The organism is Enterobacter sp. BIDMC 29 (assembly GCF_019378755.1).
In the GTDB taxonomy this organism is placed as follows: Bacteria; Pseudomonadota; Gammaproteobacteria; order Enterobacterales; family Enterobacteriaceae; genus Enterobacter; species Enterobacter ludwigii.
Genome location: NZ_CP080000.1, coordinates 1,601,053 through 1,625,871, shown reverse-complemented (window position 1 = coordinate 1,625,871; position 24,819 = coordinate 1,601,053). Strand labels below are relative to the sequence as shown.

Genomic DNA, 24,819 nt, shown 5'->3' with positions numbered 1-24,819 from the left:
GGCCAGGAGCGCTAACGTAACAGGGCTTGTAAGGCCTGGCGTGCGGCAGGCTGTACATCGTGCGGGTGGTGGAAATCGATGTTCTCTATTGCCCGGCTATAGAGGGCGACCAGCCAGTCATAGACATACACCGTTGCCGCATGTACGGGTTGTTCTCCCAGACGCGTCAGGCGCGGCGCGGTACTGTTGACCACCGGTGTGACAAAGATTGCCTGGCCTTTACGGATGCGGCTCGCCGGGCGTGCCTCTGCGGGTGTCCGATCGTAGCCCAGCCAGCCAATGAAGTTGCCCATTACGGCATGCAGTTGAGCAGCGCTGCTCTTGTCGGTTTCAACGATGTTCTGCAACTGCTGCGGCAGGTTCAGTCGGTAGCTGGCCACCACCAGAACGTCGGCAATTTGCTGCAAAACAGCGGGTTCCAGCCCAAGGCGCGCGGCAGTGGCATCGTTGCGGCTCCACTGGCGCAGATGGTTTATCCAGACTTTATGCGCCAGGCGAGCTTTGTCTTTGGTCTGGAATGGACTGGCGTTCTCCTGGGCATGCTCGGCAAACAGGTCAATGGTATCCGTAAACAGTCCGTTCACCTGCTCCTCGCGGGGCTGCTGAACGGCCAGCAGGGTTTCAAAGGCTTTAAGCGGCGGCAGAAGACCTTCAAGCAGTTCACCGTGGCGGGCGGCGGAGCTTTGCAGAACGCGCACCATGTTTTCGGCCTGAGTTCGTCTGGCGCCGGGTTCCTCAACCAGCGGTGCCAGATACCCCTTCATCAGGGCCGAGAGTTCCTGGCGCAGCATTGCTTTCAGCGTGCTAAGACGCTTCTGTCGCTGAGCGGATAACGTGGCCTGAGACAACCACTCGATCACGCGCTGCATGCTGTGGCTGTCCAGCGCCTGCAGTGTCCCCCAGCGCACACCCGGTTTGCCCAACAGGTGCTGTACCGTTTCATCAAGGTTCTGACGGGTGGTAAAACGTGCGTCGTGAGGCGTAATCGCCCACACCAGCCCCGGCAGGGCGGATTCTTCAACCGGCTGAGTCTCTTTGACCCAGTTCATCAGCACCCGGGCTTTTTTAGCCGTTTGCTCGTGCTGGGCTGTCGCATTGCAGATAACAAGCACGTCCGGCTGCAGCTGCTGGCGATAATGCTCCAGCAGCCACTGGCATTTAGCCTGATTCAGTGTATCGGCGCTGTTATCTGAAAAGACCGGAATATCAATAATATCGACATTATCCAGGGCGCTGCTTTCGACCGGCAAGACCAGCTCACGCGTCAGGAAGGCGAGCGTATCGACAGGGATACTGATGGCGTTAAGCATCTCGCCGTTGTTCAGCGGATGAAGCAGCGTCTCCTGGGCCTCCGGAAGGGAAAAGGTGCCGTGAGTCAGGAACCCTTCGCCCGGCAGCCCGAAGTTATCGACCAGCAGGCTGAGCGGGGCGGCGAGTTCTCCGGCATGGCTGGTCTGATGCAGGACATGAGCGAGCTTTAACCACTGCTGGGTCAACTCCTGTTGCTCACCCCACAGCAGCGACCAGACGCTGGCTCGCGTGCTGAGATCGAGCGAAGGGACCAGCTGTGCAAACTGATGCCACAGGGCATCATCAATTTGCTGTTTCGCGGCAGGTACTGAGCTTTGCCAGAAGCGGGCGATGGCACCCACGTCCTGAGCCGTAATACCAGGAACGCCCTGCGGCTGGCGCAGGCCACGCCACTTCTCCAGGCGCGTCTCAATGACCGCTTTATCCACGGCGCGGATGTCCGGCTGCAGCGTGGTGCGGGCGATAAACAGCTGAACCAGCTCTGCCTCTGTCACCAGGCTCAGGCGCAGCGGGAACGCCTCATCCACCACTTCTGCATTTCCGCGAGTGAACCGCACGGCCATGTTGGTCAGGGCATGTCCCGGATTAATGTGCGAAAAATAGTCAAATGTACGCTGGCCTGGCGTAACGTTCAGGCGGCCATTACCGCTGCCGCACAGCGATAAAAGCAGATGCGCTTTTGCACTCTGAGAATGACCGTAAAGTCCAATACTGCCCGGGCGGGACAGAGCGCGGTCAATGGCCTGCTCCCGTGCCTGCGTCGCGTTGATGCGCGCAAGAAGGGCATCGGCCTCGTTATCCAGCACAGGGGCGTTCAGGCGCGTCTCATTTATCCACCCGATTAAGGCCTGAGTGGTGGTCATCGTCGCAGTCATTTCAGGTATACGCTCCCGCTGTCGATCCAGTAGTGGCTGCCGCTATGACGGCGATCGGCCAGAGTATTCAGTTTGAAGGTTAAAGCATCAGGCGGAACCGGCGTCCCGTCCTGCAACCAGGCATCGCTCAGCGCGAAGGATTCAGGCCCTTCATGCTTATTGCCGCCGCAAAGTTTGAGCCGCACGTTCAGCACGCCGTCACCCGCAATCGCTTTGGCCAGTTCGGCCGAGTTGATGCTAAGCGTATAGAGCGGCGTTGCCGGCCAGCGCGCGTTCGCCAGCTGGCGGAAACCGAGCGTCACATTTCCGCGCAGGGGGAAGTGCAGACGAGCGTCGAGTTTCGCACCCGGTTTATCCAGGTCGATATCCTGATACCAGACGTTTTCTTCACGCAGGGTGTTCACGGTGTTATCCAGGACGCCCAGATAGCGAACCGTCGAATATGCACCGATATCCGCGGCTTTAAAGTTAAAGCGCGGCAGTCGCAGGTCTAGCGCCAGGCTGCAAAGCATCGCGCCGACGGCGGCGGTCGATTTTGGATTACCAATGCGTCCTTGCTGGCTGAACGGGTACCATTCATGAACCTGGTATTTATCCAGCCAGACGATGCGATTAACCGGCACCGGCTGCAGATGGCGAATAAGCGCCTGAACGCCAGGCAGGCAGCCCGGACGCCCCGTGATCAGCAGAATATCGCAGCTGTAATGTGAAATGGCCTCGCACACCGCATGCAGGGGTGACGCCAGCGTGAACTGGCCTGCCAGCATCGCATCCTGCATTTCACGGAAATTCACGTGCAGCGGAACGGCAAACAGATCGAAGGCTTCTGAACCTGCCGGCAAGGCATGATCGACGGCCTGTTGCAGATAATTCATCACGTTGCGGGTCGGTTTCTGCGACAGCAGATCGCCAAAGGTGGCATGCAAGCCTGCCAGCGGATCGTCGATGTCGCTGGATTCCCACGCGGCAAGGATGGCGTGACCAATCGGCATAAAGAGCTGAAGCGCCGTTTGCTGGCGCAATACCGCCTGAGTATCGATACGTCCTGAGTCACCAAACAGCGAGGCCATCAGCAGAGAGGCATCGGCGATACCGGACTTCTGCAGCTGGGTTTGCAGGGCGGGTAACACATAGCGCTGGATGACGTCCAGCAGGGTGTCGTCACCGGCCACTTTAAACCCTTCACGGAACAGCAGCTGCGGCGTGATTTTGACGTTGTTACCGGAGCCGTCATCCAGCTGATAATGGGTGATCGCCATGTCGGTTGTGCCACCGCCAATGTCGATAGAGGCGACACGCAGCGAGCGCCCCGGCTGCACGCCCGGTTCAGGTTCACGATCCGGGCGGGCGAGGGAGGCGAAGAACGCTTCCGTCTGACCACCAAAATGCGAGATCGCTTCGTTGTACAGCCACACCAGTTGACCACAGCTGGCCTCGTCCCACTCCATCTGGATTGCAGGTACCGGCACCACGCTTTTTTCCTGGTGCTTACGGGTGGCAAAATCGTCGTCCTGCGGGTGCCAGCCCATCGCTTTCCAGACGATAGCGATCGCTTCGAACATGCGGCGACGGAAGATCTCGCGTTCCTGCTTCGGCATCGCCGAGGGCAGGGTCAGGATCAGCGTACGCAACTGGCGTGGTGAGGCCGGAAAGCCCAGACGCAGGCGCGTGGCAACGCTGTTGATCTGCCCCAGCGCCTGTGCCAGCAGTTCGCACAGCATATGCGTCATCAGCGTGCTGCGGCTGTACTGCGGGGAGAAAACCGGCAGTCGCTCGTCCTGCGGCAGCGTAAAGAGCGGTTCACCGTCATCGTTCATCAGGTTCATCAGCGGGAACGCGGTCGCCAGCGGTTCGCGCTGGGTCTTGCTGTTCATCTGGCTAAAGCGCCAGTCCTGGACCACCGGGGTTTCATCCCACAGGTAGCGACGCGGGCTGGAGATACCGCTATTACCTTCCGTGCCCAGACGGTGCGTAGCCAGTTTGCGGGCTTCATCGCCCACGCGGACAATAGACGGCCAGACAAAGGCATCTTCACGCCCACTTTCCACCGAGAAGTGCTGCTTGCCAAAACGCGCTTCTGAAAACTCCAGACGACTGGTAAACAGCGGCTCATTGAGGAACTGTGGTTCGCTTAACGAGCGCACCTGCAGTTCGGCCGTCTGGCGCAGACCGTCGTTCGCATCACCGTGATCTTCAATAATAACGCCGCAGGTATGGGTATTCCCGACGTCGAGGATCAGGTCGACCGGAATAGCCGGCGTACTGAGGGTATGGGTGACAAATTTCACTTCCGGCACGGTAAGCTGTTCACCGAGCATGGACAGCAGGTTGAGCCAGTGTGCCTGGTACTCAAAGCTGCGCATTGCCTGCTGCAGGTCGCGTTCCGCGCGGTTTTCAACGTCGGTCGCATAGTGGGTAAACGCCTCGCGCAGCCAGCCGTCAATCCAGGTCTGGTCGAGGAAGCTTTCCACCTCATCATCTCGCCACGCCAGTCCGAAACGGGTGCCGTTGAGAATGTCATTTTCAACCGGGGACAGCGCGGCAGTAGCATGCTCTGCAATCTGGCTGTCGAGAGCGAGCGTGACGCGGTGTGTATTACCTGCCGCATCAGGCGTTTCAAGTTTACGCACCTGGACACGCGCCCAGTTATCCGGCCCGTCAACAAAGGTACGTGGCGGATTGAAGCGCAGGAAGGGAATGGGGAGCCAGACACCATCCAGCACCGTCAGGGACTGATGCAGTGGGATCGTGGTTTCCGGTTTCACCACTTCAGGCTGTCCGCCGTTCAATCCCGGCAGCGTGTAACGCCCGTTGACGAGATCGAAATCGAGACGCAGAAGCGGACCGTTGGCGGTTTTACGTACGAAGCGCCCGTTGCTGGCGGTGTCCTGCGGAGTCAGGCCAAAATCGAGGAATTGCACGCCGCTGTTGGCAATAAGCGTGACGCTCTGTTTATAGTCGCAAAGATTTACCAGCATAGGGTCAGGCACCTGCTTTCTTGAACGTCAGTGGAACGACGGTTTTGGCATCATAACGGGCATTACATTCAGCGACATCGCTGGTGCCTGCTTTACAGGCAACTTCCGGCATCGGGTAGCGTGAACCGTCTGTGCAGCGGGCATTACCGCGACTCTTAATCATCAGTTCGCCATTGCTGTGCAGCCCGGAGAAAACCTCCACGCGGCAGACAACATTGTCACCGTGAACAACACGAGCGAAGCCTTTATTGTTCTGGATCTGATAGCGCAGCGACGGTGGTTTGCCGGTAATCGGATCTTTCACGTCGAGGATCGCACGCCATGTTCCGTTCAGAAAACGCGTCGACCCCGCTTTCACCTGGTTTGCTTCCATGACCATGGCGTCTTTCGGGATCGCCGCAATCACAACCGGCGCAGGCGCTGGGGCGGCAACGGGAGCCGGCTCTTTTTCTTTGCTCGCGACCACCTCTGCCTGATGCAGCGGTAATTTCATCGGCAGTGGCTCAACGGCTTTAATCGGCTTTGGCGCAATGGCGACAGGTTCAGGGGCAACGACAGCCACTGGCTCGGCAGAAGGGGCCTGTTTTGGCCACAGCAACGGGGTGGCAATCGCGGCAACGATCACGGCGGCAACCGGAAGCGTCCACAGGGGAACGCGGCGTTTTTTGGCTACGATCGCAGGCTCTGGCTCGGGTTCTTCCACAGGCGGCACAATGACCGGCGCAGGCTCAGGCGTATACAGTTCGTCCGGCGTGATGCGCACCACCGTGGCTGGGGCGATCAGCGGCTCATCGGCCTGTTCAAAGGTCAGGACTGGGGTCGGTTCCGGCTCGGGTTCAGGGTCTTCAATGACAATCGGGGCTGGCTCAGGGATCAGCGATTCACGTAAACAGTCGAGTACGTCGTCACGTGCATTCTCATTGAGGTTTACAAACCCCCAGAAGCTTATGACCGGCTTTCCATCAACCAGGAAAAGGAAATTTTCGCCGGGAAACTGAAATGCTTTCGACAGCAGGGAGCCGAAAAGCTGTTGCGCTGTTTTTGGCGACTGCAGGCACTTCTTACTGAGCGATTCAACGCTGGCCAGAGTATTTTCCAGATAGCGCAGGGCGCGATAACGATCGTCTTCGTTCGCCGCTTTCCAGCTGGTTACACAACCGTCGACCGGCGAATACCAGTCGACACGGTCGCCACCATCATTGACCTGCGGAATAGCCAGACAGTCGACAATCGCCTGTTGTTTGCGTAACCGGAGCGCTTCCCGGATTTGTAACGCTGATTCAAAAACGGCTTGTCCGCCGCCGCCAACGGCCTGAAAGTCATCCAGATTACCGCTGCGTAAAAGAGTTTTTGCCACGATTTGATCCCATATACTTCTTCACACCGTTACTTTAACGAAATCGGGAAGCAACCAAACGGAGGAAGAGACGCCAAAAGGGACGATTTCTTGTGGCATAGAAAGGTGCGGTTGTGCTTGACGAATAATGGCACTTAAGGCAAATCAACCTCTGGCACACTGGCTGTAAAACCAGCGGAAAACGTTGCTTTAGAATAACCTGATAGTGATTCGTTATTTGCCAGGTTATAGCGGCTGTGCTGTTATTACAGTCCAATATAATAAAACTGCCAGGGTTATAACCATGTCTACAGGGAAAACGCTGCTCGCCCTCGCGCTGAGCACTCTCTTACCAGCAGGTGCCGCATGGGCGGCGAATAATGACACCATCATTTATTGCTCTGAAGCATCACCGGAGTCTTTCAACCCGCAGATCGCCAGCTCAGGCCCGTCATTCGTGGCCAGCTCTCAGGTCCTGTATAACCGCCTGATCAATTTCGACCCGGTGAAAAACACCCCGGTACCGTCGCTGGCAGAGTCCTGGACAATTTCCCCGGACGGTAAGACTTATACCTTTACGCTGCGTAAAGGAGTCAAGTTCAACAGCAATAAATACTTCAAGCCGACCCGTGATTTTAATGCGGATGACGTTATTTTTTCCGTCATGCGTCAGAAAGACCCTAAGCATCCTTATCACAATGTCTCCCAGGGTAATTACGAATACTTTAATGATGTAGGCCTGGACAAGCTGATTCAGGACGTCAAAAAGGTTGATGATTATCACGTGCAGTTTACGCTGAGCGAACCAAACGCCGCATTCCTTGCTGACTGGGGGATGGATTTCGCCTCTATTCTTTCCGCTGAATACGCTGACGCGATGCTGAAAAAAGGGACGCCTGAGAATGTCGATACCTGGCCGATTGGTACCGGGCCGTACGTTCTGCAACAGTACAAAGTGGATTCGCTGATCCGCTACGTCGCTAACCCGAACTACTGGGAAGGTGCGGTTCCGACGAAACATCTTATTTTCTCCATCACGCCAAACGTAGAAACGCGTCTGGCGAAGCTGCAGACCAACGAATGCCAGATCATTCCGGCACCGTCACCGGTTCAGTTTGATGTTATTAACAAAAATAAAGACCTGAAGCTGCACGCCGTGGAGGCGTTGAACGTGGGGTATCTGGCGTTCAATACCGAGAAAAAACCGTTTGATAACGTGCTGGTGCGTCAGGCCCTGAACTATGCGACGGACAAAAAAGCCATCGTGAATGCGGTCTTTATGGGTTCCGGTACGGTGGCGAAATCACCCATTCCGCCGAATATGCTGGGCTTTAATAACGATCTGAAGGACTACAGCTACGATCCTGAAAAAGCGAAAGCTTTATTGAAACAGGCCGGTCTGGAGAAGGGCGCGGACGTGACGCTGTGGTCAATGCCTGTGCAGCGTCCGTATAACCCTAACTCGAAGCGTATTGCGGAGATGATCCAGAGCGACTGGGCAAAAGTCGGCGTGAAGGCCAAAATTGTCTCTTACGAGTGGGGCGAGTATCTCTCCGGTATGCGTAAAGGGGAGCATGATTCCGCGTTGTTTGGCTGGATGTCCGATAACGGCGACCCGGATAACTTTGCTGATGTACTGCTGGGATGCGACAGCATCAAAACCGGATCGAACGCCGCGCGCTGGTGCGATAAGGGGTATGATGATCTGGTCAAGAAAGCCAAGCTGACCAGCAACCCGGGTGAGCGTGCGAAACTCTACAGCCAGGCGCAGGAGATCTTCTATGCCCAGGCACCGTGGATTGCGCTGGCGAACGGCAAAACGTTCTACGCCACCCGCAGCAACGTAACGGGGTACAGCGTGAGCCTGATGGGCAGCGATTTCTCCAAAGCGAAACTGAACTGACATTTTTCCCGGCAGGCACCGCGCCTGCCGGGCAGCTGACAAGGAGTGACAATGTCACATTTAAATGAAGTTATCGCCCGTGTCGATACCGCCATCGAAGAGGGAGTGATTAGCCGAATGAATGAACTGCTGATCGAACTGAGCGACGACGCAGCGTTAAGCCGTGAAGATCGCTACAGTCAGCAGCAGCGTCTGCGTACCGCGATTGTACATCACGGTAAGCAACATAAAGAAGAGATGGACGCCCGTCAGGAATTGCTGACCAAAGGCGGTACGATTCTGTAGCGGTAAGCCGGGGGTCAGAACTGGCGTCTCGCGACCAGCCACGCCCCGACCACCAGCATTACGGCACCGCACACCGGGCCAATCAGCGCGCGCAAGGGGATGCCACTGCTTCTGAGTACATCCATCACCAGCCCGCCAATCAACTGGCTTGCCACCAGCACGGCGATGGTTGTCGCTGCGCCAACATTTTGATAGCCGCTGATACTGGCAAAAACAAAAAACGACCCTAACAGCCCCGGGATCAACGTCCACCAGCGGATCGTTGAGGCCAGCTCGCTAAATCCGGCGAAGCCCTGTTTTAGCAGCAGAATGCTGACAAACAGCACAATGCCAACCAGCGAATTCAGCAGCATCGCGATAAGAATGGTCGAGGAGGACTGAGTGATGCGCACCATTAAGGTGTTTTGCACCACCAGGCCAATTCCCGCCGCCACCAGAAAAGCCAGCGTCAGAGACTGATTCATGAGATAGCGTCCGGATCGCTGCGCTCATCAAGCTGCAACTGCATAAAGGTCAGATCCAGCCAGCGGCCAAACTTGGTGCCCACCTGCGGCATCTGGCCGGTGGTCACAAAACCGAGCGTCTCATGAAGATGAATAGAGGCCTGGTTTTGCGCCTCAATGCCCGCCACCATGACGTGTTTGCCGAGGGTCCGCGCTTCAATAATCAGCGCGTTCATCAGCGTGCGGCCAATACCTTTCCCCTGATGATCCGGATGAACGTAGACAGAATGCTCTACCGTATGCCGGAAACCGTCAAAGGCGCGCCAGTCGCCAAACGAGGCGTAGCCGGTGATAACGCCATTCTCTTCACTCACCAGCACCGGGTAGCCTGCGAGGGCACGCGCCTCAAACCAGGCAATGCGGTTATCCGTATCGACGGTTTTATCATTCCAGATCGCGGCAGTATGCAGCACCGCGTGGTTGTAAATCTCCCCAATAGCGGCGCAGTCTTCTTTGCAGGCATGACGAACGATCATGTTTGAACCTCTGAGTATGTTGTTCACTATAGTATTACGTTATGAGTACGATATTACACAACTGTACAGACGGATGGCTATGACATAAGCCAGATTTTTTTGTTATCAAAACCGCGTTGAAATGCCGTTCATACACTATAGTATGACGTCATGAATACTATGACAGACACAATGAATCAAAGGATTAGCGCGCGAATTCGCCTTGAACGCGAGTCGCGAGGATGGTCATTAAGCGAGCTTGCTGACCGGGCCGGCGTCTCGCGCGCCATGATCCACAAGATAGAGCGCGGGGACAGCAGCCCGACGGCGACCTTGCTCGCGCGGTTATCCGGCGCGTTTGGCATCAGCATGTCAACGCTGATCGCCAGGGCCGAAATGCAGGAAGGAAAGCTGCTGCGTCTGGAAAACCAGCCCGTCTGGCGTGACCCTCAGACACACTACCTCCGCCGCCACGTTTCACCCCGCACCGATCTGCCCATCGATCTTGTTCAGGTTGAGCTGCCGGCGGGAAGCGATGTCCCTATGCCCGCCTCGTCGTATGCGCTGGCGCGCCAGCTTATCTGGCTGCAGTCTGGCGAACTGGTTTTCCAGGAGGGCGATACCCGTCATGAAATGCACGCCGGTGATTGCCTGGAACTGGGGCCGCCCAACGACTGCCGGTTCATTAATGAGACGAATGAAACCTGTATCTATCTGGTTGTGCGGCTTAACCAGTCTGGCTCGTAAAGTTAAAGCGTTTACGCCGATCATGAGCCAGGCTCTAATGACATTTGTACCAGAAGGAGTTCCTGATGAATCAATCTGTTTCGCAAAATCGCCGCTGGGTTCTGGCTTCTCGTCCGCACGGTGCGCCGGTCGCGGAGAATTTTCGTCTGGAAGAGCAGCCTGTTCCTGAACCTCAGGCAGGACAGCTTTTGCTGCGCACGGTCTGGCTGTCGCTTGATCCTTACATGCGTGGCCGCATGAGTGATGCACCGTCCTATTCACCGCCAGTGGAAATTGGGGCGGTCATGGTGGGGGGAACGGTCAGCCGCGTGGAGCAGTCAAACCATCCGGACTATACGCCGGGTGAGTGGGTGCTGGGCTACAGCGGCTGGCAGGAGTATGAAATTTCAGACGGCAGCGGCCTGGTGAAACTGGGCGATAATATTTCTCACCCCTCGTGGGCGCTGGGCATTCTGGGTATGCCAGGGTTTACCGCCTATATGGGGCTACTGGACATCGGCCAGCCTAAAGCCGGTGAAACGCTGGTGGTTGCGGCGGCGACGGGGCCGGTTGGTGCGACAGTCGGGCAGATCGGTAAAATCAAAGGTTGCCGGGTGATCGGCGTTGCCGGTGGTGCAGAAAAATGCCGCCATGCCGTCGAGGTGCTCGGGTTTGACCAGTGCCTGGATCACCATGCCGATGACTTCGCGGCCCAGCTTGAAAAGGCCTGCCCGAAAGGGATTGATGTCTATTATGAAAACGTCGGCGGGAAAGTTTTTGACGCCGTGTTGCCCTTACTGAACACCTCGGCGCGCGTACCGGTATGTGGTCTGGTGAGCGGTTACAATGCGACGGGTCTGCCGGAAGGGCCGGATCGTTTGCCGTTATTGATGGCGACGATTCTGAAGAAACGGATTCGTATGCAGGGGTTTATCATCGCTCAGGATTACGGCCATCGCATCAAGGAGTTCCAGGATGAGATGGGGCGCTGGGTGCAGGAAGGCAAAATTCACTACCGTGAGCAGGTTACAGACGGCCTGGAGAATGCGCCTGATGCGCTGATTGGCCTTCTTGAAGGAAAAAACTTCGGCAAAGTCGTGATTCGCGTCGCGGGTGACAATAAATAATCTAAAATATGGCGGGGTTTCCCGCCATATTTATTTGTGAAGATACGATATATTGTCTTTAATTAACTGGACATGGCTTTTCGCGCCTTCCGTTCAGATGAGCACGAAAACGAAAAAAAATAAATTTTGCATTTCTTGACATTTTTACAGACTTCCCATCACCAGGCATGACGATACAGGATATATCGGAACAGCGTCGTTTATAAAAAACGGCGTTTAAAAATAGCATTAAGTATTAGCTACAGGAATTGAACATGCTTGATTTGGACCATTTAGAAAAAGCGCAAAGGATCAGTCTTACCATGCAAGTCGAACTCAGTTTGAAAGGCGCGTTAATTACAGGCTCACTGAAACCTGGCGCTCGACTGATTACCAAAGAAATTGCTGATAAATTAGGAACCAGTATTACCCCGGTCCGCGAGGCGCTTTTGCGTCTGGTGTCGTCTGGGGCATTACACGCCACGCCGGCCCAGGCGTTTCTGGTTCCTGAGGTCACGCTTGAGCGTTATAACGAGATTAACGCCATCAGAAAACAGCTTGAGCCTATGGCGGTAGCTGCCGCCTGTCAGCATATGACGGAAAATAAGCTGGAGGTGTTGCGCAAGCTATCAGAGACATTCCATGAAGCCATGCGCAACGGGCACGTTCAGCAGGCGCTGCATGCTAACCGCATCTTTCGGTTTACGCTTTATCAGTACGCGGAAATGCCGACACTCAGCGCCTTAATTGAGCAGCTATGGGTGCGTATTGGACCTTGCATGAACTATCTGCATCAGGAGCTTAACGACATCAAGGTGTCGACTTATCACTACGCCGAGCTCCTGTCCGCGCTTGAGCGAAGAGATGTTGATGGCAGTCAGAAGGCGATAGAGACGTTGATTGATGAAGCGAACACGCTTTTACAGCGACAATATTTTAACTGAGAGATTATTTAGCAGAGCGACTATATCCTGCCGCGAATTATATTCCTGGTTAAATACTCCTGATGGCTTATTGCCATCAGGAGCGTTATTCCATTTATAAAAATAATATTCAGCAAAAAAGAATGCTTTTTGCTTACTCGAAGCGATAAGAGACTGACAGACCTACGCCGTAGTTACGGCCCGGTGCAGGTTCGTAATAACGCCCGTTGGATTCATTCACGATAACCGATCCGACATACTCTTTATCGAACAGGTTATCGACGCGACCAAAGACGTCCATTCCCCAGTTACCGTAGTTGAATTTATACCCGGTATTCAGCCCAACCACCGTGTAGGACGGGGCTTTCGCCGTGTTCTCGTCATCCGCCATGATATCGCTCATGTAGCGCACATCCGATCCCGCATACCAGCCTTCTTCCGGCTGCCAGCCAAACGAGGCATAACCCATATTGCGGGCAATGCCCGGCATACGGTTGCCGTTACAGTCGCCGGTGCTGCACACGTTGGTACGATAGGTGGCGTCCAGATAGGTCCACGCCATTTTCAGCTTCCAGTTCTCAGCAAACTGCTGATCCAGGGAAACTTCAACCCCCTGACGACGGGTTTTACCGGCGTTTTTATAGCTGGTACGACCGCCAGCGCTGGCATCGACGACAATCTCGTCATCCGTATCGGTGCGGAACAGCGCTGCCGTCAGCAGACCATTACCGATACGGGTTTTACTGCCCACTTCATAGGTATTGTTCGTGGAAGGTTTCAGGCCAATGTTGAGGCCGCCCTGGTTATCCGCACGATAAGAGAGCTCATTGATGGTTGGCGTTTCAAACCCGCGACCTGCCGCAGCATAGAGATTCCACGCATCGGTCACGGCATATTTCACCGAACCGGCCGGGAGCCACTTATGATAGCTTGCGTCACCGCTGTCGTCTCCGTTGCCCGGGGTCACGTAATGGTCGTTGGAGTCAAACCAGACCGAGCTGTAACGGACGCCGGCATCCACGGAGAGTTTCTGCGTTAACTGCCAGCTGGTTTGCAGGTACGGGTCGACGTTCCACATCAGGTTACGTTCATTACGACGTTTGTCGCCCTTGACGCCGTACTCCGGCACGCCGTTGTTCATGACGAAGTTCTCGTATCCGCGACGATCTTCGCTCATGTTTTCGTAGTTCAGACCGGTGGTAAAGGTGACCGGAACCAGCAGTTCGCCACGGTGCGTCCAGCGGGTATCAATCCCCTGGTAATGGCGCTGCATATCAATCACGCCGCCGGAGTGGGAAGGTCTCAACTGAGGCTGATAAGGAATTGACTGGTACTGCGTCATTTCACGTTCGCCGGCGTACATCATGACGCTGAGATCGTCCTGGGTGCTGAGCTGACGATCGTAGCGCAGGCCAGCCTGGGTCTGCTTGATGGTCTTGCGCGTATTATATTGATCGCCACGCGGAGACTGGCGAGGGTTGTCATGCCACTCCTGGGCACTCAGTCCACCCGGATCGTTAGCTTTCATGTCCACGCTGTTGAAAATCAGCGTCAGCTTGCTCACGTCATCAATACGAACACCCAGTTTAGCGTTGGCGAGATTCTTCCGCGCGCCGCTGTGGTCGCGATAACCTTTGGTCGTGAAACGGGTAGTGGACACGGTGTAATCCACATCCCCGGCATGCGTCCCATCACCCATCGCGCCGGCGGCTTTCATTCCATAGCGCCAGGTACCGTAACTGCCGTAATAGCTGCTGGCCTCGATGGTCGGCGGCTGCTGCCCGGTCTGGGTCGTCATGTTGATCACACCGCCAGAGGCGTTGCCATAAAGGGCAGAGAAGGGGCCGCGCAGCACTTCTACGCTGTCCACGCTGGAGAGGTCGATATTGGAGGTTTGTCCCTGTCCATCCGGCATGGTTGCCGGAATACCGTCGACATACATACGGATACCGCGCACGCCGAAGGTTGAGCGGGCACCAAATCCACGCATCGAAAGCTGGAGATCCTGAGCATAGTTCTGGCGGTTCTGGATCTGCAGTCCCGGCACGCTGCCAAGAGATTCAGACAGGTTAATGCGTGGCGCAGCATGACGCATATCCTCGCCATTCACGACGCTGACCGCCGCCGGGGTATCGAGCTCCGAGACGGTTTGCGGCGTGGCGCTGACGATCATGGTCTGTTCATCGGCACTCATCGCAGTGAGAGGCGCAGAGATAACAGGAACCAGCAGCAGTGGAAGCGTTGCCTTACGGGCAGAAATGATTTTCATGAAATAGACCGGTTATGGAAAAAAACGTACCAAATGGAACATGTCCATATATGTTAAATCTTTTGTAAATCTTTTGAAAACTATAACCGCACATTGCGTTAATGAAAGGCCGGGAAGGAAAGAAAAACTCCACATTTAACTCATAAATGATTACTATTCTCATTATCAAAACGGCAATGCCATGACGTTGCCTGCCGGAAGTGATGTCAGCAGTAAACCCTGTGTTCAAAAAAGGAATTGTTATGTCTTTACGTCATCTGTGCTCGCCGCGCCTGAGTATGTCTCTGCTGTCAGGGGCGTTACTGTTTGCCGGAACCTTCCAGGTTCATGCTGCCGAAGAGATGTTGCGCAAAGCGGTAGGGAAAGGCGCATATGAAATGGCCGTGAGCCAGCAGGAGAATGCGCTGTGGGTCGCGACATCGCAGAGCCGCAAAACGGACAAAGGCGGGATTGTCTATCGCCTTGACCCGGTCACGCTGGACGTGACGCAGGTCATTCATAACGATCTCAAACCGTTCGGTGCCACCCTTGATAATGCCACCCAGACGCTGTGGTTTGGTAACACCATCAACGGCGCGGTAACCGCGATTGATGCCAAAACGGGTGAGGTGAAAGGGCGACTGGTGCTGGATAACCGTCAGCGCAGTGAAACCGTCAAACCGCTGCAGCCGCGCCAGCTGGTGGCCGATGACAGCACAAACACGGTTTACATCACCGGCGTAGGCCAGGAGAGCGCGATTTGGGTGGTGGATGGTGCAACGCTGAAGCTGAAAGAGACCATCGGCAGCACCGGTAAATTCAGCACTGGCCTGGCGCTGGATGCGAAGGCAAAACGTCTTTACACCACCAACGCTGATGGCGAACTGGTGACGATTGATACGGCAACCCACAAAATCCTCAGCCGTAAAAAAGTGCAGGACGACGGTAAGGAGCACTTCTACTTGAATCTGAGCCTGGACACCGCCGGACAGCGTGCGTTCTTAACCGACTCAAAGCAGCCGGAAGTGCTGGTGGTGAATCTGAAGGACGGCAGCGTCATCAAGAAAATTGCCGTGCCTGAATCGCTGGCCGTTCTGTTTAACCCGGCGCGTAACGAAGCGTATGTGACGCACCGTGAAGCGGGTAAGGTGAGCGTAATCGACGCGAAAACCTACAACGTTACCAAAACCTTCGACACCCCGGTCTACCCGAACAGTCTGGCGCTCTCAGCGGATGGCAAAACCCTGTATGTGACGGTAAAACAAAAATCGACCCGTCAGCAGGAAGCCACCCAGCCTGATGACGTGATTCGTATCACACTCTAAGTTTCGCTCCTCAACACAAAGAAAAAGGGAAGGCGCAATGCCTTCCCTTTGTATAACCAGCAGGTCGATATTAACGCGACGTCTCTTCAACCAGCGGGGCGTCGTGTTTGGCATCATCAGGATGAACCGGCGCCGTACTGTGAATTTCTTGTACGCGTTTACGCACGCCAAACCAGCCGGCAATCAGCAATACGGCCAGCAGAGGAATGGTGGCAATCGTGTAGGTACCGTTCGGGTAATCAAACGCCATCAGCACCAGCACGCTGAACAGGAACAGCAGGGTGAGCCAGGAGGTCACCGGTGCGCCCGGCAGCTTAAAGCTGACTTCAGCGGTTTTGCCTTCTTTGATCGCTTTGCGCAGACGCATCTGGCAGACCACGATAAAGGCCCAGGAGGCGATGATGCCGAGCGCGGCAACGTTCAGCACGATTTCGAATACCTGAGACGGTACCAGGTAGTTCAGGAACACGCCGAAGACATACACCACTAGCGTCGCCAGAATGCCCGCGTAAGGCACATGCTGACGGCTCATCTTCGACATGAATTTCGGCGCCGAGCCGCCCATCGACATGGAGCGCAGGATACGACCGGTGGAGTAAAGACCCGAGTTCAGACTGGAGAGCGCAGCCGTCAGCACCACGATATTCATGATGCTGCCAACATAAGGCACGCCCAGTTTAGAGAAGAAGGTCACAAACGGGCTTTGACCCGCCTGATAGGCGTTCCACGGCAGCAGCAGAACCAGCAGCACCACGGAACCAACATAAAAGAGACCGATACGCCAGATAACGCTGTTAATGGCTTTAGGGACCATGGTCTGTGGGTCTTTACATTCACCCGCCGCGGTGCCGACCAGCTCAATGGACGCGAAGGCGAACACCACACCCTGAACCAGCACCAGCGCAGGCAGCAGGCCATGCGGGAAGAAACCGCCGTTATCAGTGATCAGGTGGAAACCGGTGGCATTGCCATCAAGCGGTTTACCGCTACCGAGGAACACCGTACCCACGACCAGGAACACCACGATGGCCAGCACTTTTACCAGCGCGAACCAGAACTCCATCTCCGCGAACCACTTCACGCCGATCATGTTCATGGTGCCGACAATGGCCAGTGCGCCCAGCGCAAACACCCATTGTGGCACATCCCCAAACGCGCCCCAGTAGTGCATGTAAAGCGCGACGGCGGTGATATCGACAATACCGGTCATTGCCCAGTTGACGAAGTACATCCATCCAGCAACGTAAGCCGCTTTTTCACCGAGGAATTCACGGGCGTAAGAGACAAAACTGCCGCTGGAAGGGCGATGCAGTACCAGTTCGCCCAATGCACGAAGAATGAAGAAAGAGAAGATCCCGCACACCAGATAGACCAGGGCGAGAGCCGGGCCAGCCATCTGCAGACGAGCGCCAGCACCTAAAAACAGACCCGTTCCGATAGCGCCGCCGATGGCGATCATTTGAACCTGACGGTTGCCCATCGCTTTGTGGTAGCCCTCTTCATGGGAGTTTAACCAGCGACGTTTAGCAGCGTGATGATCGGCTGCGCTTTTATTGCTTGTTTTCATTGAGTTACCTGTTTGCCTGTCTGAACCATTATCGTGATAGTCCTGCCTGGCAGAGTGCAATACAAACGATTGCTTCTGCGCAAACACATGTTGCCTTCCCAGTCATTCTGCGTATGGATAAGGCGAAACATGGCGAGGCATCCTACCTGCAATTCATAAGCGACGCAAAATATAACCGTGCCGAAAGTGATGCACGTCGAAGGAAATCGTGTGGTCAGAGCAGACGGGGATCACAACACGCTGAATAGCGGTGAGTTTTTAGACAAATCCATTAATGAAGTGGTGCTTTAATCATCAGTTTCGCTTAATGATTGCGCAAAGCAACCAGCTCATAACGGCGCCTTTGCTCAACCGCCAAAAACGGCAATCGCCTGTTGCAGGCGGGTCGTGCGCTGCGTCAGATGGTGTGCGGCGTCCGTCACGTTATCCACCATACCGGTATTGTTTTGGGTCATTGTACCGATGCGGGAGATGGACGCGTTAATCAGGGTCAGCGCCTGCGTTTGCTCCTGCGTGGCGTGGCCTATCTCCTTAATCAGAGAAGACATCTCCATGACATTGCCAATCATCACCGTGAGCTGCGATTCAGTTTGCTCGACCTTCTCCACGCCGGCGTTCACGCTGGAAACGTTTTTCTCTATAAGCGTTTTGATCTCTTTGGCCGCGGTGGCAGAGTGCTGGGCAAGGTTGCGCACTTCGGCCGCCACGACCGCAAAACCGCGGCCGGCATCACCCGCACGCGCCGCTTCAACGGCCGCGTTCAGCGCCAGAATATTGGTCTGGAAAGCGATACGATCGATGACGCTGATGATATCGACGATCTGGCTATTATCCTGCGACACGGACTGCATCATGCCGATAGTCTCTTTCATCATTGCTTCACCGCGGTGAGCGCTGGTGCGGGTGCGATCTGCCATCAGGATCGCGTCTTTCGCCGTTTCAGCCGTCTGCTGAACCGCGCTGGCAATTTCTTCCACGGCTGAGGCCGTTTGCTGCAGAAAGTCTGCGGTTTCTTCGGTACGTGTCTGTAACGCCATACCTTCTTTCGCCACCTGCTGGCTGATTGTACTTATACCGCTGATTTGCGCACCGACATCGTCCACCAGCGAATGGAGGTTCAGACCCGACTGATTCACCATGCGCATCATCAGGCCGATTTCATCGACGCGGTCAAAATGGTAATAGTCCGCTTTACGTCCTGAAACCACCCGCTGCATTTGCTGGACAATGGATTTTACCGGCTTTGCAATTTGCGCATGAAGATAAACGGCCAGGGCAATAAATAGCAGAGCCAGACCGACAGTCTCAACAATACGATCGGCAAATATAAACAGCTGCAAACAAGCGAGCAGGGCGGTTATCGCAATACCAAGATGGATCCTTTTACTGGTGCTGAGGCGTTTAAACAGCGACGTAAAAGAGAACAGACCGTGGCGAACAAACAGGCCTTTATAAAAGCGGTGATGTTTTAATTCATTATTGCGCACTTTCTCATACCGTTTTTCACTGACAGCAATCTCTTCACGCGAAGGAATATTCCGCACAGAAATATAGCCGGTTAACGTTTCATTCTGATAAACCGGGGTGACGTTTGCGCGCACCCAGTAGTGATCGCCGTTCTGGCGGCGGTTCTTGACCAGCCCCGTCCAGGTCTCACCCTGTTGCAGGGTAAACCACATGTCGCCAAACGCCTCTGCAGGCATGTCGGGATGGCGAATAAGATTATGCGGCTCACCGAGAAGACTCTCTTCTTTATAGCCGCTGGCGTCAATAAAGGCAGAGTTCGCATAGGTAATATGGCTGTGCGTATTGGTGGTCGACATGAGCGTCGAACCTTCGTTAAGTAAATACTCGTTTTGTGTAACGGGAGTGTTATTCCGCATCAGTAACCCCATGGTCATATATCAATAAAAAAGAGCCCGTTAAACATTCAGGCAAGTTTGAAAGGTTTGTTTTTATTTTTACTGTCGGCATATTCTCTACGAAAGTTATGCGTTCCGGAATACCCTGTATTTAGTATTTTTTATTTTTAAAATGCATCCGATGTAATAAAAATGAAAACATTTATCGGTGCGTTTTTGTAGCACCCTGCAAATAAACGCCATAAGGAAAATTAAAAGCGGGAGATCACGCTTCGACGTAAACTGACCCGCCGAAATAGCGTTTCGTTAACAAGATGAAAACGCTATGCTTTAAGGGTTTTTCTTCAACAGGGGGCAACAGGGTGAAAGTGAATGTGATTGGTACCAGCGGGAGTGGAAAAAGCACCCTGGCGAAGCGTATCGCCGCAGAACTGGATATTCCTTACATTGAAATGGACCGACTTTACTGGTGTCCGGACTGGCGGGGCACCCCGGACGCTATCTTGCTGGAAAAACTGGAGACGACGCTAAAGGCGTCAGCGGAGTGGGTGCTTGATGGCAACTATAACCGTACGCGTCCTGTGAAATGGCGAGACGTGGATCGGGTGGTGTGGGTGGATTATGGGTTCGCCCGAACCCTGTATCAGGCTGTCACCCGAGCGTTCAGGCGCGCCTGGCACAAACAGGAACTGTGGCCCGGTACGGGAAACTGTGAGAGTTTTCGTCGCTCATTCTTGAGCCGTGAGTCCATTATTATCTGGACAATCAAAACCTGGCGCAGCAACCGCGCACGTTATGCACGCGATATGGTAGACCCGCAATACGCCCATATTCATTTTGTCCGCATTACCCGCCGCAGTGAGGTGGAAAACCTCATTTCATCGCTTAAGTCACACGCGTAGCATGGATTTATATATCTGATTTCCGGCAAACCAAATGTAAATTAATTGTTTCTCAGAGGTGAAATACGCCTTTAATAATGACGACATGTTAAGTCAAACGAGAACGCAACATGTCCTGGCGAATCAGTATTCTGGATAAAAGCCCCATCGCTGAAAACGAAACGGCTGCCGATGCACTGGCGCGAACCCTGGCGCTGGCACAGCAGGCAGAAAATCTGGGCTATCACCGTTTCTGGATTGCCGAACACCACAACACGCCCCAGCTGGCCAGCCCTTCACCCGAACTGTTAATCGCCTGGATCCTCGGGCAAACACGGCGTATCCGCGTGGGCTCTGGTGGCGTCATGCTCCAGCACTACAGCCCTTACAAAGTCGCAGAAAATTTCAACCTCCTGGCCGCGCTTGCTCCCGGGCGCGTGGATCTGGGCGTCGGGAAAGCCCCAGGCGGCCTGCCGCTCTCCACCCGGGCGCTGCAGCAGGGCCTCGATCAACAGCAAAAAGGCAGTTTTGCCGAACAGCTGACACAGCTTCACCACTGGATCCAGCCGGAAAATCAGTCGGTGGACGAGGCCGTTCGCGCGACGCCGCTGCCGCCGGTTCCGGCGCAGGGGTTCCTGCTGGGGGCCAGTACCGAAAGCGCGCTGCTGGCCGCGAAACTTGACTGGCATTTTGTCTTTGCTGCTCACCTGAATGGGGATCCGGCGCTGCTGCGTGAAGTCATTACCACCTGGCGTAACCACAGCGCCCGGGATGCGATTGTGGCGGTGCAGGTCATCGTCGCCCAGTCGCAGGCTGAGGCGGAGGCACTGGCACAACAGGTTGAAGTCTGGGGCGTCGAACTGGCAAATGGGCAGCGCGTCACCGTGGCCAGCGAAGAGCAGGCCTATGCCTTTGCCCGACAGGCGGGCAGCGAGCCGGTGCGCATTGCCCGTCGGGCACAGTCGCTGCTGGCGGGAACAGCTGAATCGGTGCTGGAACAGTTGAACGCCCTGCACGAAAAATGGGGCATTGATGAATTCATTATTGATACCCCCGTTGCGGATGGCGTAACGCGACTACAGTCTCTGCGTCTGCTGGCGCAGGCGAAGCTTAACAAGGAGGTCGCCGTATGCGTTTTGACGAACAACTGATTGCCTGGCGCCGGGAGCTGCACCAGAACCCGGAGCTGTCCGGCCAGGAGGTCGAAACGACCGCTCGCCTGCGTCAGTGGCTGACGACGGCTGGTATTACGCCGCTGCCTTATGCGCTTCAGACCGGCGTGGTGGCCGAAATTGGCACGGGAAAAAAGCTGATTGCGCTGCGAGCCGATATTGACGCCTTGCCCATTGAAGAGCGCAGCGGCGTGCCGTTTAGCTCACAGCGTGCGGGGGTGATGCATGCCTGCGGACACGATATTCATACCAGTGTGATCCTCGGGGCGGCGCTAAAGCTTAAAGAGCGTGAAGCGTCTTTAAACGGGCGTGTGCGGATCCTCTTTCAGCCGGCTGAAGAGAACTTTGGCGGCGCGAAAAGTATGGTGCGGGCCGGTGCCTTACGTGATGTCAGTGCCATCTTCGGGATGCATAACGAGCCGGGGCTGCCGGTCGGGGAATTTGCCACCCGCGGTGGGCCGTTCTACGCCAACGTCGACCGTTTTGTTATCCGAATTACCGGTAAAGGCGCGCATGCTGCACGTCCGCATGAAGGTAACGACGCCATCGTGTTGGCGAGCCAGCTGGTAACGGCGTTGCAGAGCGTTGCCAGCCGCAACGTCAACACGCTTGATTCCGTGGTGCTGAGCGTCACGCGCATTACCGGGGGCAATACCTGGAACGTCCTGCCGGAAAGCGTTGAGCTGGAAGGCACGCTTCGCACCCACCGCGTGGAAGTGCAGCAGAATGTGAAAGCACGCGTCGGCGAAATTGCCGCCGGGTTTGCCAGCGCGTTTAGCGCGCAGATCGACATTACCTGGTACGCCGGGCCTACCGCGCTGGTCAATGACGTGCACTGGGCCGAATTTGCCACCGCCGTTGCCAGAGAATCTGGGTATGAAACGCAGCACGCCGAGCTGCATATGGGTGGGGAAGATTTCGCGGTGTATCTGCAGCAGATCCCCGGGGCGTTTGTCAGCATCGGTAGCGCCAGTCCGTTCGGTTTACATCACCCGGCCTTCAACCCGGATGAAGCATTAATTGAGCCCGCTGCCCGCTATTTTGCACAGCTTGCGGAAAAAGCCCTGCAACACGTTTAATTCTGAAGAGGTGAATATGTCTGCAACCCGACAATTGCGGCTGGGAACCATTTTGCATGGTGCTTCCGGGAACATGTCTGCCTGGCGTCATCCGGCGGCGGTCGCCGATGCCAGCATTAATTTTGATTTTGTAAAAGCCACGGCGTTAAAAGCCGAAGAGGGGAAGCTTGATTTTTTATTCGTCGCCGACGGCCTCTATATTAACGAGAAATCCATCCCGCATTTCTTAAACCGGTTTGAGCCGTTAACGGTCTTGTCCGCACTGGCAAGTCTGACCTCGCGCCTCGGTCTGGTCGGTACCTTATCGACCTCCTATAGCGAACCGTTTACCGTGGCGCGCCAGTTTGCCAGCCTGGATCATTTGAGCAACGGACGCGCAGGCTGGAACGTGGTGACCTCACCGCTCGAGGGATCGGCGAAAAACTTCTCGCGCGAGAAACACCCTGAACATGCGCTGCGCTACCGGATAGCGGATGAATACCTCGACGTGGTGAAAGGACTCTGGGATTCCTGGGAGGGGGATGCCTTTGTGCGCAACAAAGAGAGCGGCCAGTTCTTTGACCCGGCAAAACTGCATACGCTTGATCACCACGGCGATTTCTTCCAGGTGGCCGGTCCGCTCAATATTGGCCGCACGCCGCAGGGACGCCCGATTGTCTTTCAGGCGGGTGCATCGGATGACGGAAAAAAACTGGCTGCGAAACATGCTGACGCCATTTTTACCCATCATGAAACGTTAGAGGAAGCCAAAGCGTTTTATCGCGACGTGAAACACCAGCTTGAATCCAATGGCCGCAGGGCATCGGACTTACATATTTTTCAGGGTGTCAGCGTGATTGTTGGCAAGGACGCGGAGGACGTGGAGAACCAGTATCAGACAACCGCGGCTCTGGTGTCTATTAACGATGCCCTGAATTACCTCGGCCGTTATTTTGAACATCACGATTTCAGCCAGTACCCGCTCGACGAGCCGTTCCCGGACATCGGTGAACTGGGTAAAAACAGTTTTCGCAGCACGACCGATGAAATTAAGCGTAATGCTCGCGAACGCAACTTAACCCTGCGTCAGGTTGCACTCGAAGCGGCATCCCCGCGCCCGCGCTTTTCCGGTACGCCGGAGCAGGTGGCAGACGGTCTGCAGGGCTGGTTTGAGGCATTCGCCGCGGACGGCTTCATTATTCAGGGTGGAACGCCGGACACGTTCCCGCGTTTTGTTGACCAGGTTGTCCCGGTGTTACAGGCCCGCGGTTTATTCCGCACCGACTATCCCGGCACTACGCTGCGCGACAGTCTGGGGTTAGACGAACCGCAAAACCAGTTCACACAACAATAATAGAGAACCTCGTTATGCAGAAATCATCGCTTATTCTGGCGCTTGCGCTGGCCTTTTCCCCTGCCGTCTGGGCAGAGAATGTGAACATTAATGGCACTGGCGTGAGCCTGGAAGCCAACAAAACGCCGGTCAACACCGCCAAAAACAGCGACGCCATCGCGCAACTGCCGAAAGATTATCGCTTCGCCGTGCCGGGCAAATTCACCGTGGCGGTTGCCGCGCTTAACTCACCGCCGCTGACCGTTTTTTCCGACGACAATAAAACGCTGCTCGGAAGCGAGGTGGACGTTGCCCGTCTGGTGGCCGACAGCCTTGGGCTGGAGCTGAACGTGGTGCCAACCTCCTGGGAGGACTGGCCTCTCGGCGTCGCCTCCGGGAAATACGATGCGGCGATCAGCAACATCACCGTAACCAGAGAGCGCAAAGAGAAGTTTGATTTTGCCACTTACCGTAAAGATTCCCTCGGCTTCTATGTGAAATCGACCAGTCCGATTACCTCGCTGCAGAAGGCGGAGGACATCGCCGGGCTGCGCATCATCGTAGGTTCCGGGACCAACCAGGAGGCTATCCTGCTGGCGTGGAATGCGCAGAACGTGAAGAAAGGCCTGAAGCCGTTTACCCCGATCTACACCAAAGACGATGCATCACAAACCCTGTCTCTCCAGTCAGGGCGCGCAGATGCGTTCTTTGGCCCGAACGTGACTGGCGCATGGAAAGCGGCGCTGACCGGGAAAACCAAACGGGTTGGGATTGTCGACGGCGGCTGGCCGAAGGCGGCGCACATTGCGGTGACGCTGAAAAAAGGCAGCGGCCTGGTCGAGCCGGTACAGACCGCACTTAACGGGGTCATCAAAAACGGCGATTACGACAAAGTGCTGAACCGCTGGGGGGAAGGGGTAGAACGTATCCCTCAATCAGAAGTGAACCCGGCAGGACTGGGTGACTAAGGAG

Annotated in this window: 17 protein-coding genes and 1 pseudogene; 10 read left to right on the top strand and 8 right to left on the bottom strand. The window is 55.4% G+C overall.

What is annotated here, in order from left to right; translation table 11 throughout:
* Positions 1 to 11 precede the first annotated feature (11 nt).
* Genes JTA15_RS07200 through JTA15_RS07190 form a run of 3 tightly spaced genes read right to left on the bottom strand, consistent with a single transcriptional unit; the run spans position 12 to position 6,521 of the window.
* Positions 12 to 2,186 carry a virulence factor SrfC family protein gene (locus JTA15_RS07200; protein ID WP_219373051.1) on the bottom strand — a complete coding sequence of 725 codons (2,175 nt, stop codon included), beginning with the start codon at positions 2,184 to 2,186 and terminating at the stop codon, positions 12 to 14.
* On the bottom strand, positions 2,183 to 5,164 hold the full coding sequence (locus tag JTA15_RS07195) for a virulence factor SrfB (protein WP_121339639.1): 2,982 nt from the start codon (positions 5,162 to 5,164) through the stop codon (positions 2,183 to 2,185). The genes JTA15_RS07200 and JTA15_RS07195 overlap by 4 nt, the downstream gene beginning before the upstream one ends.
* A gap of 4 nt (positions 5,165 to 5,168) precedes the next feature.
* Positions 5,169 to 6,521, bottom strand: a complete 1,353-nt coding sequence (locus JTA15_RS07190) for an SrfA family protein (protein ID WP_063924907.1) — start codon at positions 6,519 to 6,521, stop codon at positions 5,169 to 5,171.
* A 283-nt stretch (positions 6,522 to 6,804) separates the two neighbouring features.
* On the opposite strand from JTA15_RS07190, the gene JTA15_RS07185 reads away from it, so the two are divergent.
* Together JTA15_RS07185 and JTA15_RS07180 are read left to right on the top strand one after the other, a co-directional pair.
* Positions 6,805 to 8,403, top strand: coding sequence for an ABC transporter substrate-binding protein (locus JTA15_RS07185; RefSeq protein ID WP_025204114.1), 1,599 nt, complete (start codon positions 6,805 to 6,807; stop codon positions 8,401 to 8,403).
* A gap of 51 nt (positions 8,404 to 8,454) precedes the next feature.
* Positions 8,455 to 8,688: a YdcY family protein gene (locus JTA15_RS07180; protein WP_219373050.1), complete on the top strand. Its 234-nt coding sequence runs from the start codon at positions 8,455 to 8,457 to the stop codon at positions 8,686 to 8,688.
* A gap of 14 nt (positions 8,689 to 8,702) precedes the next feature.
* On the opposite strand, the gene JTA15_RS07175 is transcribed toward JTA15_RS07180, so the two are convergent.
* A complete protein-coding gene (locus JTA15_RS07175) occupies positions 8,703 to 9,152 on the bottom strand; it encodes a DMT family transporter (protein WP_050736865.1) in 450 nt (149 codons plus the stop codon).
* Positions 9,149 to 9,667 (bottom strand): GNAT family N-acetyltransferase, encoded by a 519-nt coding sequence (locus tag JTA15_RS07170; RefSeq protein WP_020884028.1) that lies wholly within the window; start codon positions 9,665 to 9,667, stop codon positions 9,149 to 9,151. Before JTA15_RS07170 ends, JTA15_RS07175 begins: the two co-directional genes overlap by 4 nt.
* A 150-nt stretch (positions 9,668 to 9,817) precedes the next feature.
* Here JTA15_RS07170 and JTA15_RS07165 point away from each other — a divergent pair, with 150 nt between their 5' ends.
* From JTA15_RS07165 to JTA15_RS07155, 3 genes are all read left to right on the top strand, one after another.
* Positions 9,818 to 10,393 carry a helix-turn-helix domain-containing protein gene (locus JTA15_RS07165; protein ID WP_032670344.1) on the top strand — a complete coding sequence of 192 codons (576 nt, stop codon included), beginning with the start codon at positions 9,818 to 9,820 and terminating at the stop codon, positions 10,391 to 10,393.
* A 65-nt stretch (positions 10,394 to 10,458) separates the two neighbouring features.
* Entirely contained in the window at positions 10,459 to 11,499 is a 1,041-nt protein-coding gene (locus JTA15_RS07160) for an NADP-dependent oxidoreductase (RefSeq protein ID WP_025204117.1), read from the top strand.
* 254 nt (positions 11,500 to 11,753) lie between these two features.
* Positions 11,754 to 12,422, top strand: coding sequence for a GntR family transcriptional regulator (locus JTA15_RS07155; protein WP_020884031.1), 669 nt, complete (start codon positions 11,754 to 11,756; stop codon positions 12,420 to 12,422).
* Between the two features lie 133 nt (positions 12,423 to 12,555).
* Here the strand turns inward: JTA15_RS07155 and pqqU are convergent, their stop codons facing one another.
* Positions 12,556 to 14,670 carry a TonB-dependent receptor PqqU gene (pqqU, locus tag JTA15_RS07150; RefSeq protein WP_219373049.1) on the bottom strand — a complete coding sequence of 705 codons (2,115 nt, stop codon included), beginning with the start codon at positions 14,668 to 14,670 and terminating at the stop codon, positions 12,556 to 12,558.
* A gap of 242 nt (positions 14,671 to 14,912) precedes the next feature.
* Here pqqU and JTA15_RS07145 point away from each other — a divergent pair, with 242 nt between their 5' ends.
* Positions 14,913 to 15,974, top strand: a complete 1,062-nt coding sequence (locus JTA15_RS07145) for a YncE family protein (protein WP_020884033.1) — start codon at positions 14,913 to 14,915, stop codon at positions 15,972 to 15,974.
* A 70-nt stretch (positions 15,975 to 16,044) separates the two neighbouring features.
* On the opposite strand, the gene ansP is transcribed toward JTA15_RS07145, so the two are convergent.
* Positions 16,045 to 17,541, bottom strand: a complete 1,497-nt coding sequence (gene ansP / locus JTA15_RS07140) for an L-asparagine permease (protein WP_219373048.1) — start codon at positions 17,539 to 17,541, stop codon at positions 16,045 to 16,047.
* A 347-nt stretch (positions 17,542 to 17,888) separates the two neighbouring features.
* On the bottom strand, positions 17,889 to 19,424 hold the full coding sequence (locus JTA15_RS07135) for a PAS domain-containing methyl-accepting chemotaxis protein (protein WP_025204119.1): 1,536 nt from the start codon (positions 19,422 to 19,424) through the stop codon (positions 17,889 to 17,891).
* Between the two features lie 341 nt (positions 19,425 to 19,765).
* Here JTA15_RS07135 and JTA15_RS07130 point away from each other — a divergent pair, with 341 nt between their 5' ends.
* From JTA15_RS07130 to JTA15_RS21695, 4 genes and pseudogenes are all read left to right on the top strand, one after another.
* A complete protein-coding gene (locus tag JTA15_RS07130) occupies positions 19,766 to 20,305 on the top strand; it encodes an AAA family ATPase (RefSeq protein ID WP_219373047.1) in 540 nt (179 codons plus the stop codon).
* 110 nt (positions 20,306 to 20,415) lie between these two features.
* The gene (locus tag JTA15_RS07125; RefSeq protein WP_032678238.1) at positions 20,416 to 21,435 is read left to right on the top strand and encodes an LLM class flavin-dependent oxidoreductase; all 1,020 of its coding nucleotides are present in this window, start codon (positions 20,416 to 20,418) and stop codon (positions 21,433 to 21,435) included.
* Positions 21,414 to 22,535: an amidohydrolase gene (locus JTA15_RS07120; RefSeq protein WP_032680943.1), complete on the top strand. Its 1,122-nt coding sequence runs from the start codon at positions 21,414 to 21,416 to the stop codon at positions 22,533 to 22,535. Before JTA15_RS07125 ends, JTA15_RS07120 begins: the two co-directional genes overlap by 22 nt.
* A 16-nt stretch (positions 22,536 to 22,551) precedes the next feature.
* Positions 22,552 to 24,815: pseudogene (locus JTA15_RS21695) on the top strand (NtaA/DmoA family FMN-dependent monooxygenase).
* The last annotated feature ends 4 nt before the right edge of the window (positions 24,816 to 24,819 follow it).

What these genes read in the sequence shown, in the direction of transcription:
- JTA15_RS07200 (WP_219373051.1), bottom strand. Translation starts at nt 2,186, where the DNA reads ATGACTGCGACGATGACCACCACTCAGGCCTTAATCGGGTGGATAAAT.
- JTA15_RS07195 (WP_121339639.1), bottom strand. Translation starts at nt 5,164, where the DNA reads ATGCTGGTAAATCTTTGCGACTATAAACAGAGCGTCACGCTTATTGCC.
- JTA15_RS07185 (WP_025204114.1), top strand. Translation starts at nt 6,805, where the DNA reads ATGTCTACAGGGAAAACGCTGCTCGCCCTCGCGCTGAGCACTCTCTTA.
- JTA15_RS07180 (WP_219373050.1), top strand. Translation starts at nt 8,455, where the DNA reads ATGTCACATTTAAATGAAGTTATCGCCCGTGTCGATACCGCCATCGAA.
- JTA15_RS07175 (WP_050736865.1), bottom strand. Translation starts at nt 9,152, where the DNA reads ATGAATCAGTCTCTGACGCTGGCTTTTCTGGTGGCGGCGGGAATTGGC.
- JTA15_RS07170 (WP_020884028.1), bottom strand. Translation starts at nt 9,667, where the DNA reads ATGATCGTTCGTCATGCCTGCAAAGAAGACTGCGCCGCTATTGGGGAG.
- JTA15_RS07165 (WP_032670344.1), top strand. Translation starts at nt 9,818, where the DNA reads ATGAATACTATGACAGACACAATGAATCAAAGGATTAGCGCGCGAATT.
- JTA15_RS07160 (WP_025204117.1), top strand. Translation starts at nt 10,459, where the DNA reads ATGAATCAATCTGTTTCGCAAAATCGCCGCTGGGTTCTGGCTTCTCGT.
- JTA15_RS07155 (WP_020884031.1), top strand. Translation starts at nt 11,754, where the DNA reads ATGCTTGATTTGGACCATTTAGAAAAAGCGCAAAGGATCAGTCTTACC.
- pqqU (WP_219373049.1), bottom strand. Translation starts at nt 14,670, where the DNA reads ATGAAAATCATTTCTGCCCGTAAGGCAACGCTTCCACTGCTGCTGGTT.
- JTA15_RS07145 (WP_020884033.1), top strand. Translation starts at nt 14,913, where the DNA reads ATGTCTTTACGTCATCTGTGCTCGCCGCGCCTGAGTATGTCTCTGCTG.
- ansP (WP_219373048.1), bottom strand. Translation starts at nt 17,541, where the DNA reads ATGAAAACAAGCAATAAAAGCGCAGCCGATCATCACGCTGCTAAACGT.
- JTA15_RS07135 (WP_025204119.1), bottom strand. Translation starts at nt 19,424, where the DNA reads ATGCGGAATAACACTCCCGTTACACAAAACGAGTATTTACTTAACGAA.
- JTA15_RS07125 (WP_032678238.1), top strand. Translation starts at nt 20,416, where the DNA reads ATGTCCTGGCGAATCAGTATTCTGGATAAAAGCCCCATCGCTGAAAAC.
- JTA15_RS07120 (WP_032680943.1), top strand. Translation starts at nt 21,414, where the DNA reads ATGCGTTTTGACGAACAACTGATTGCCTGGCGCCGGGAGCTGCACCAG.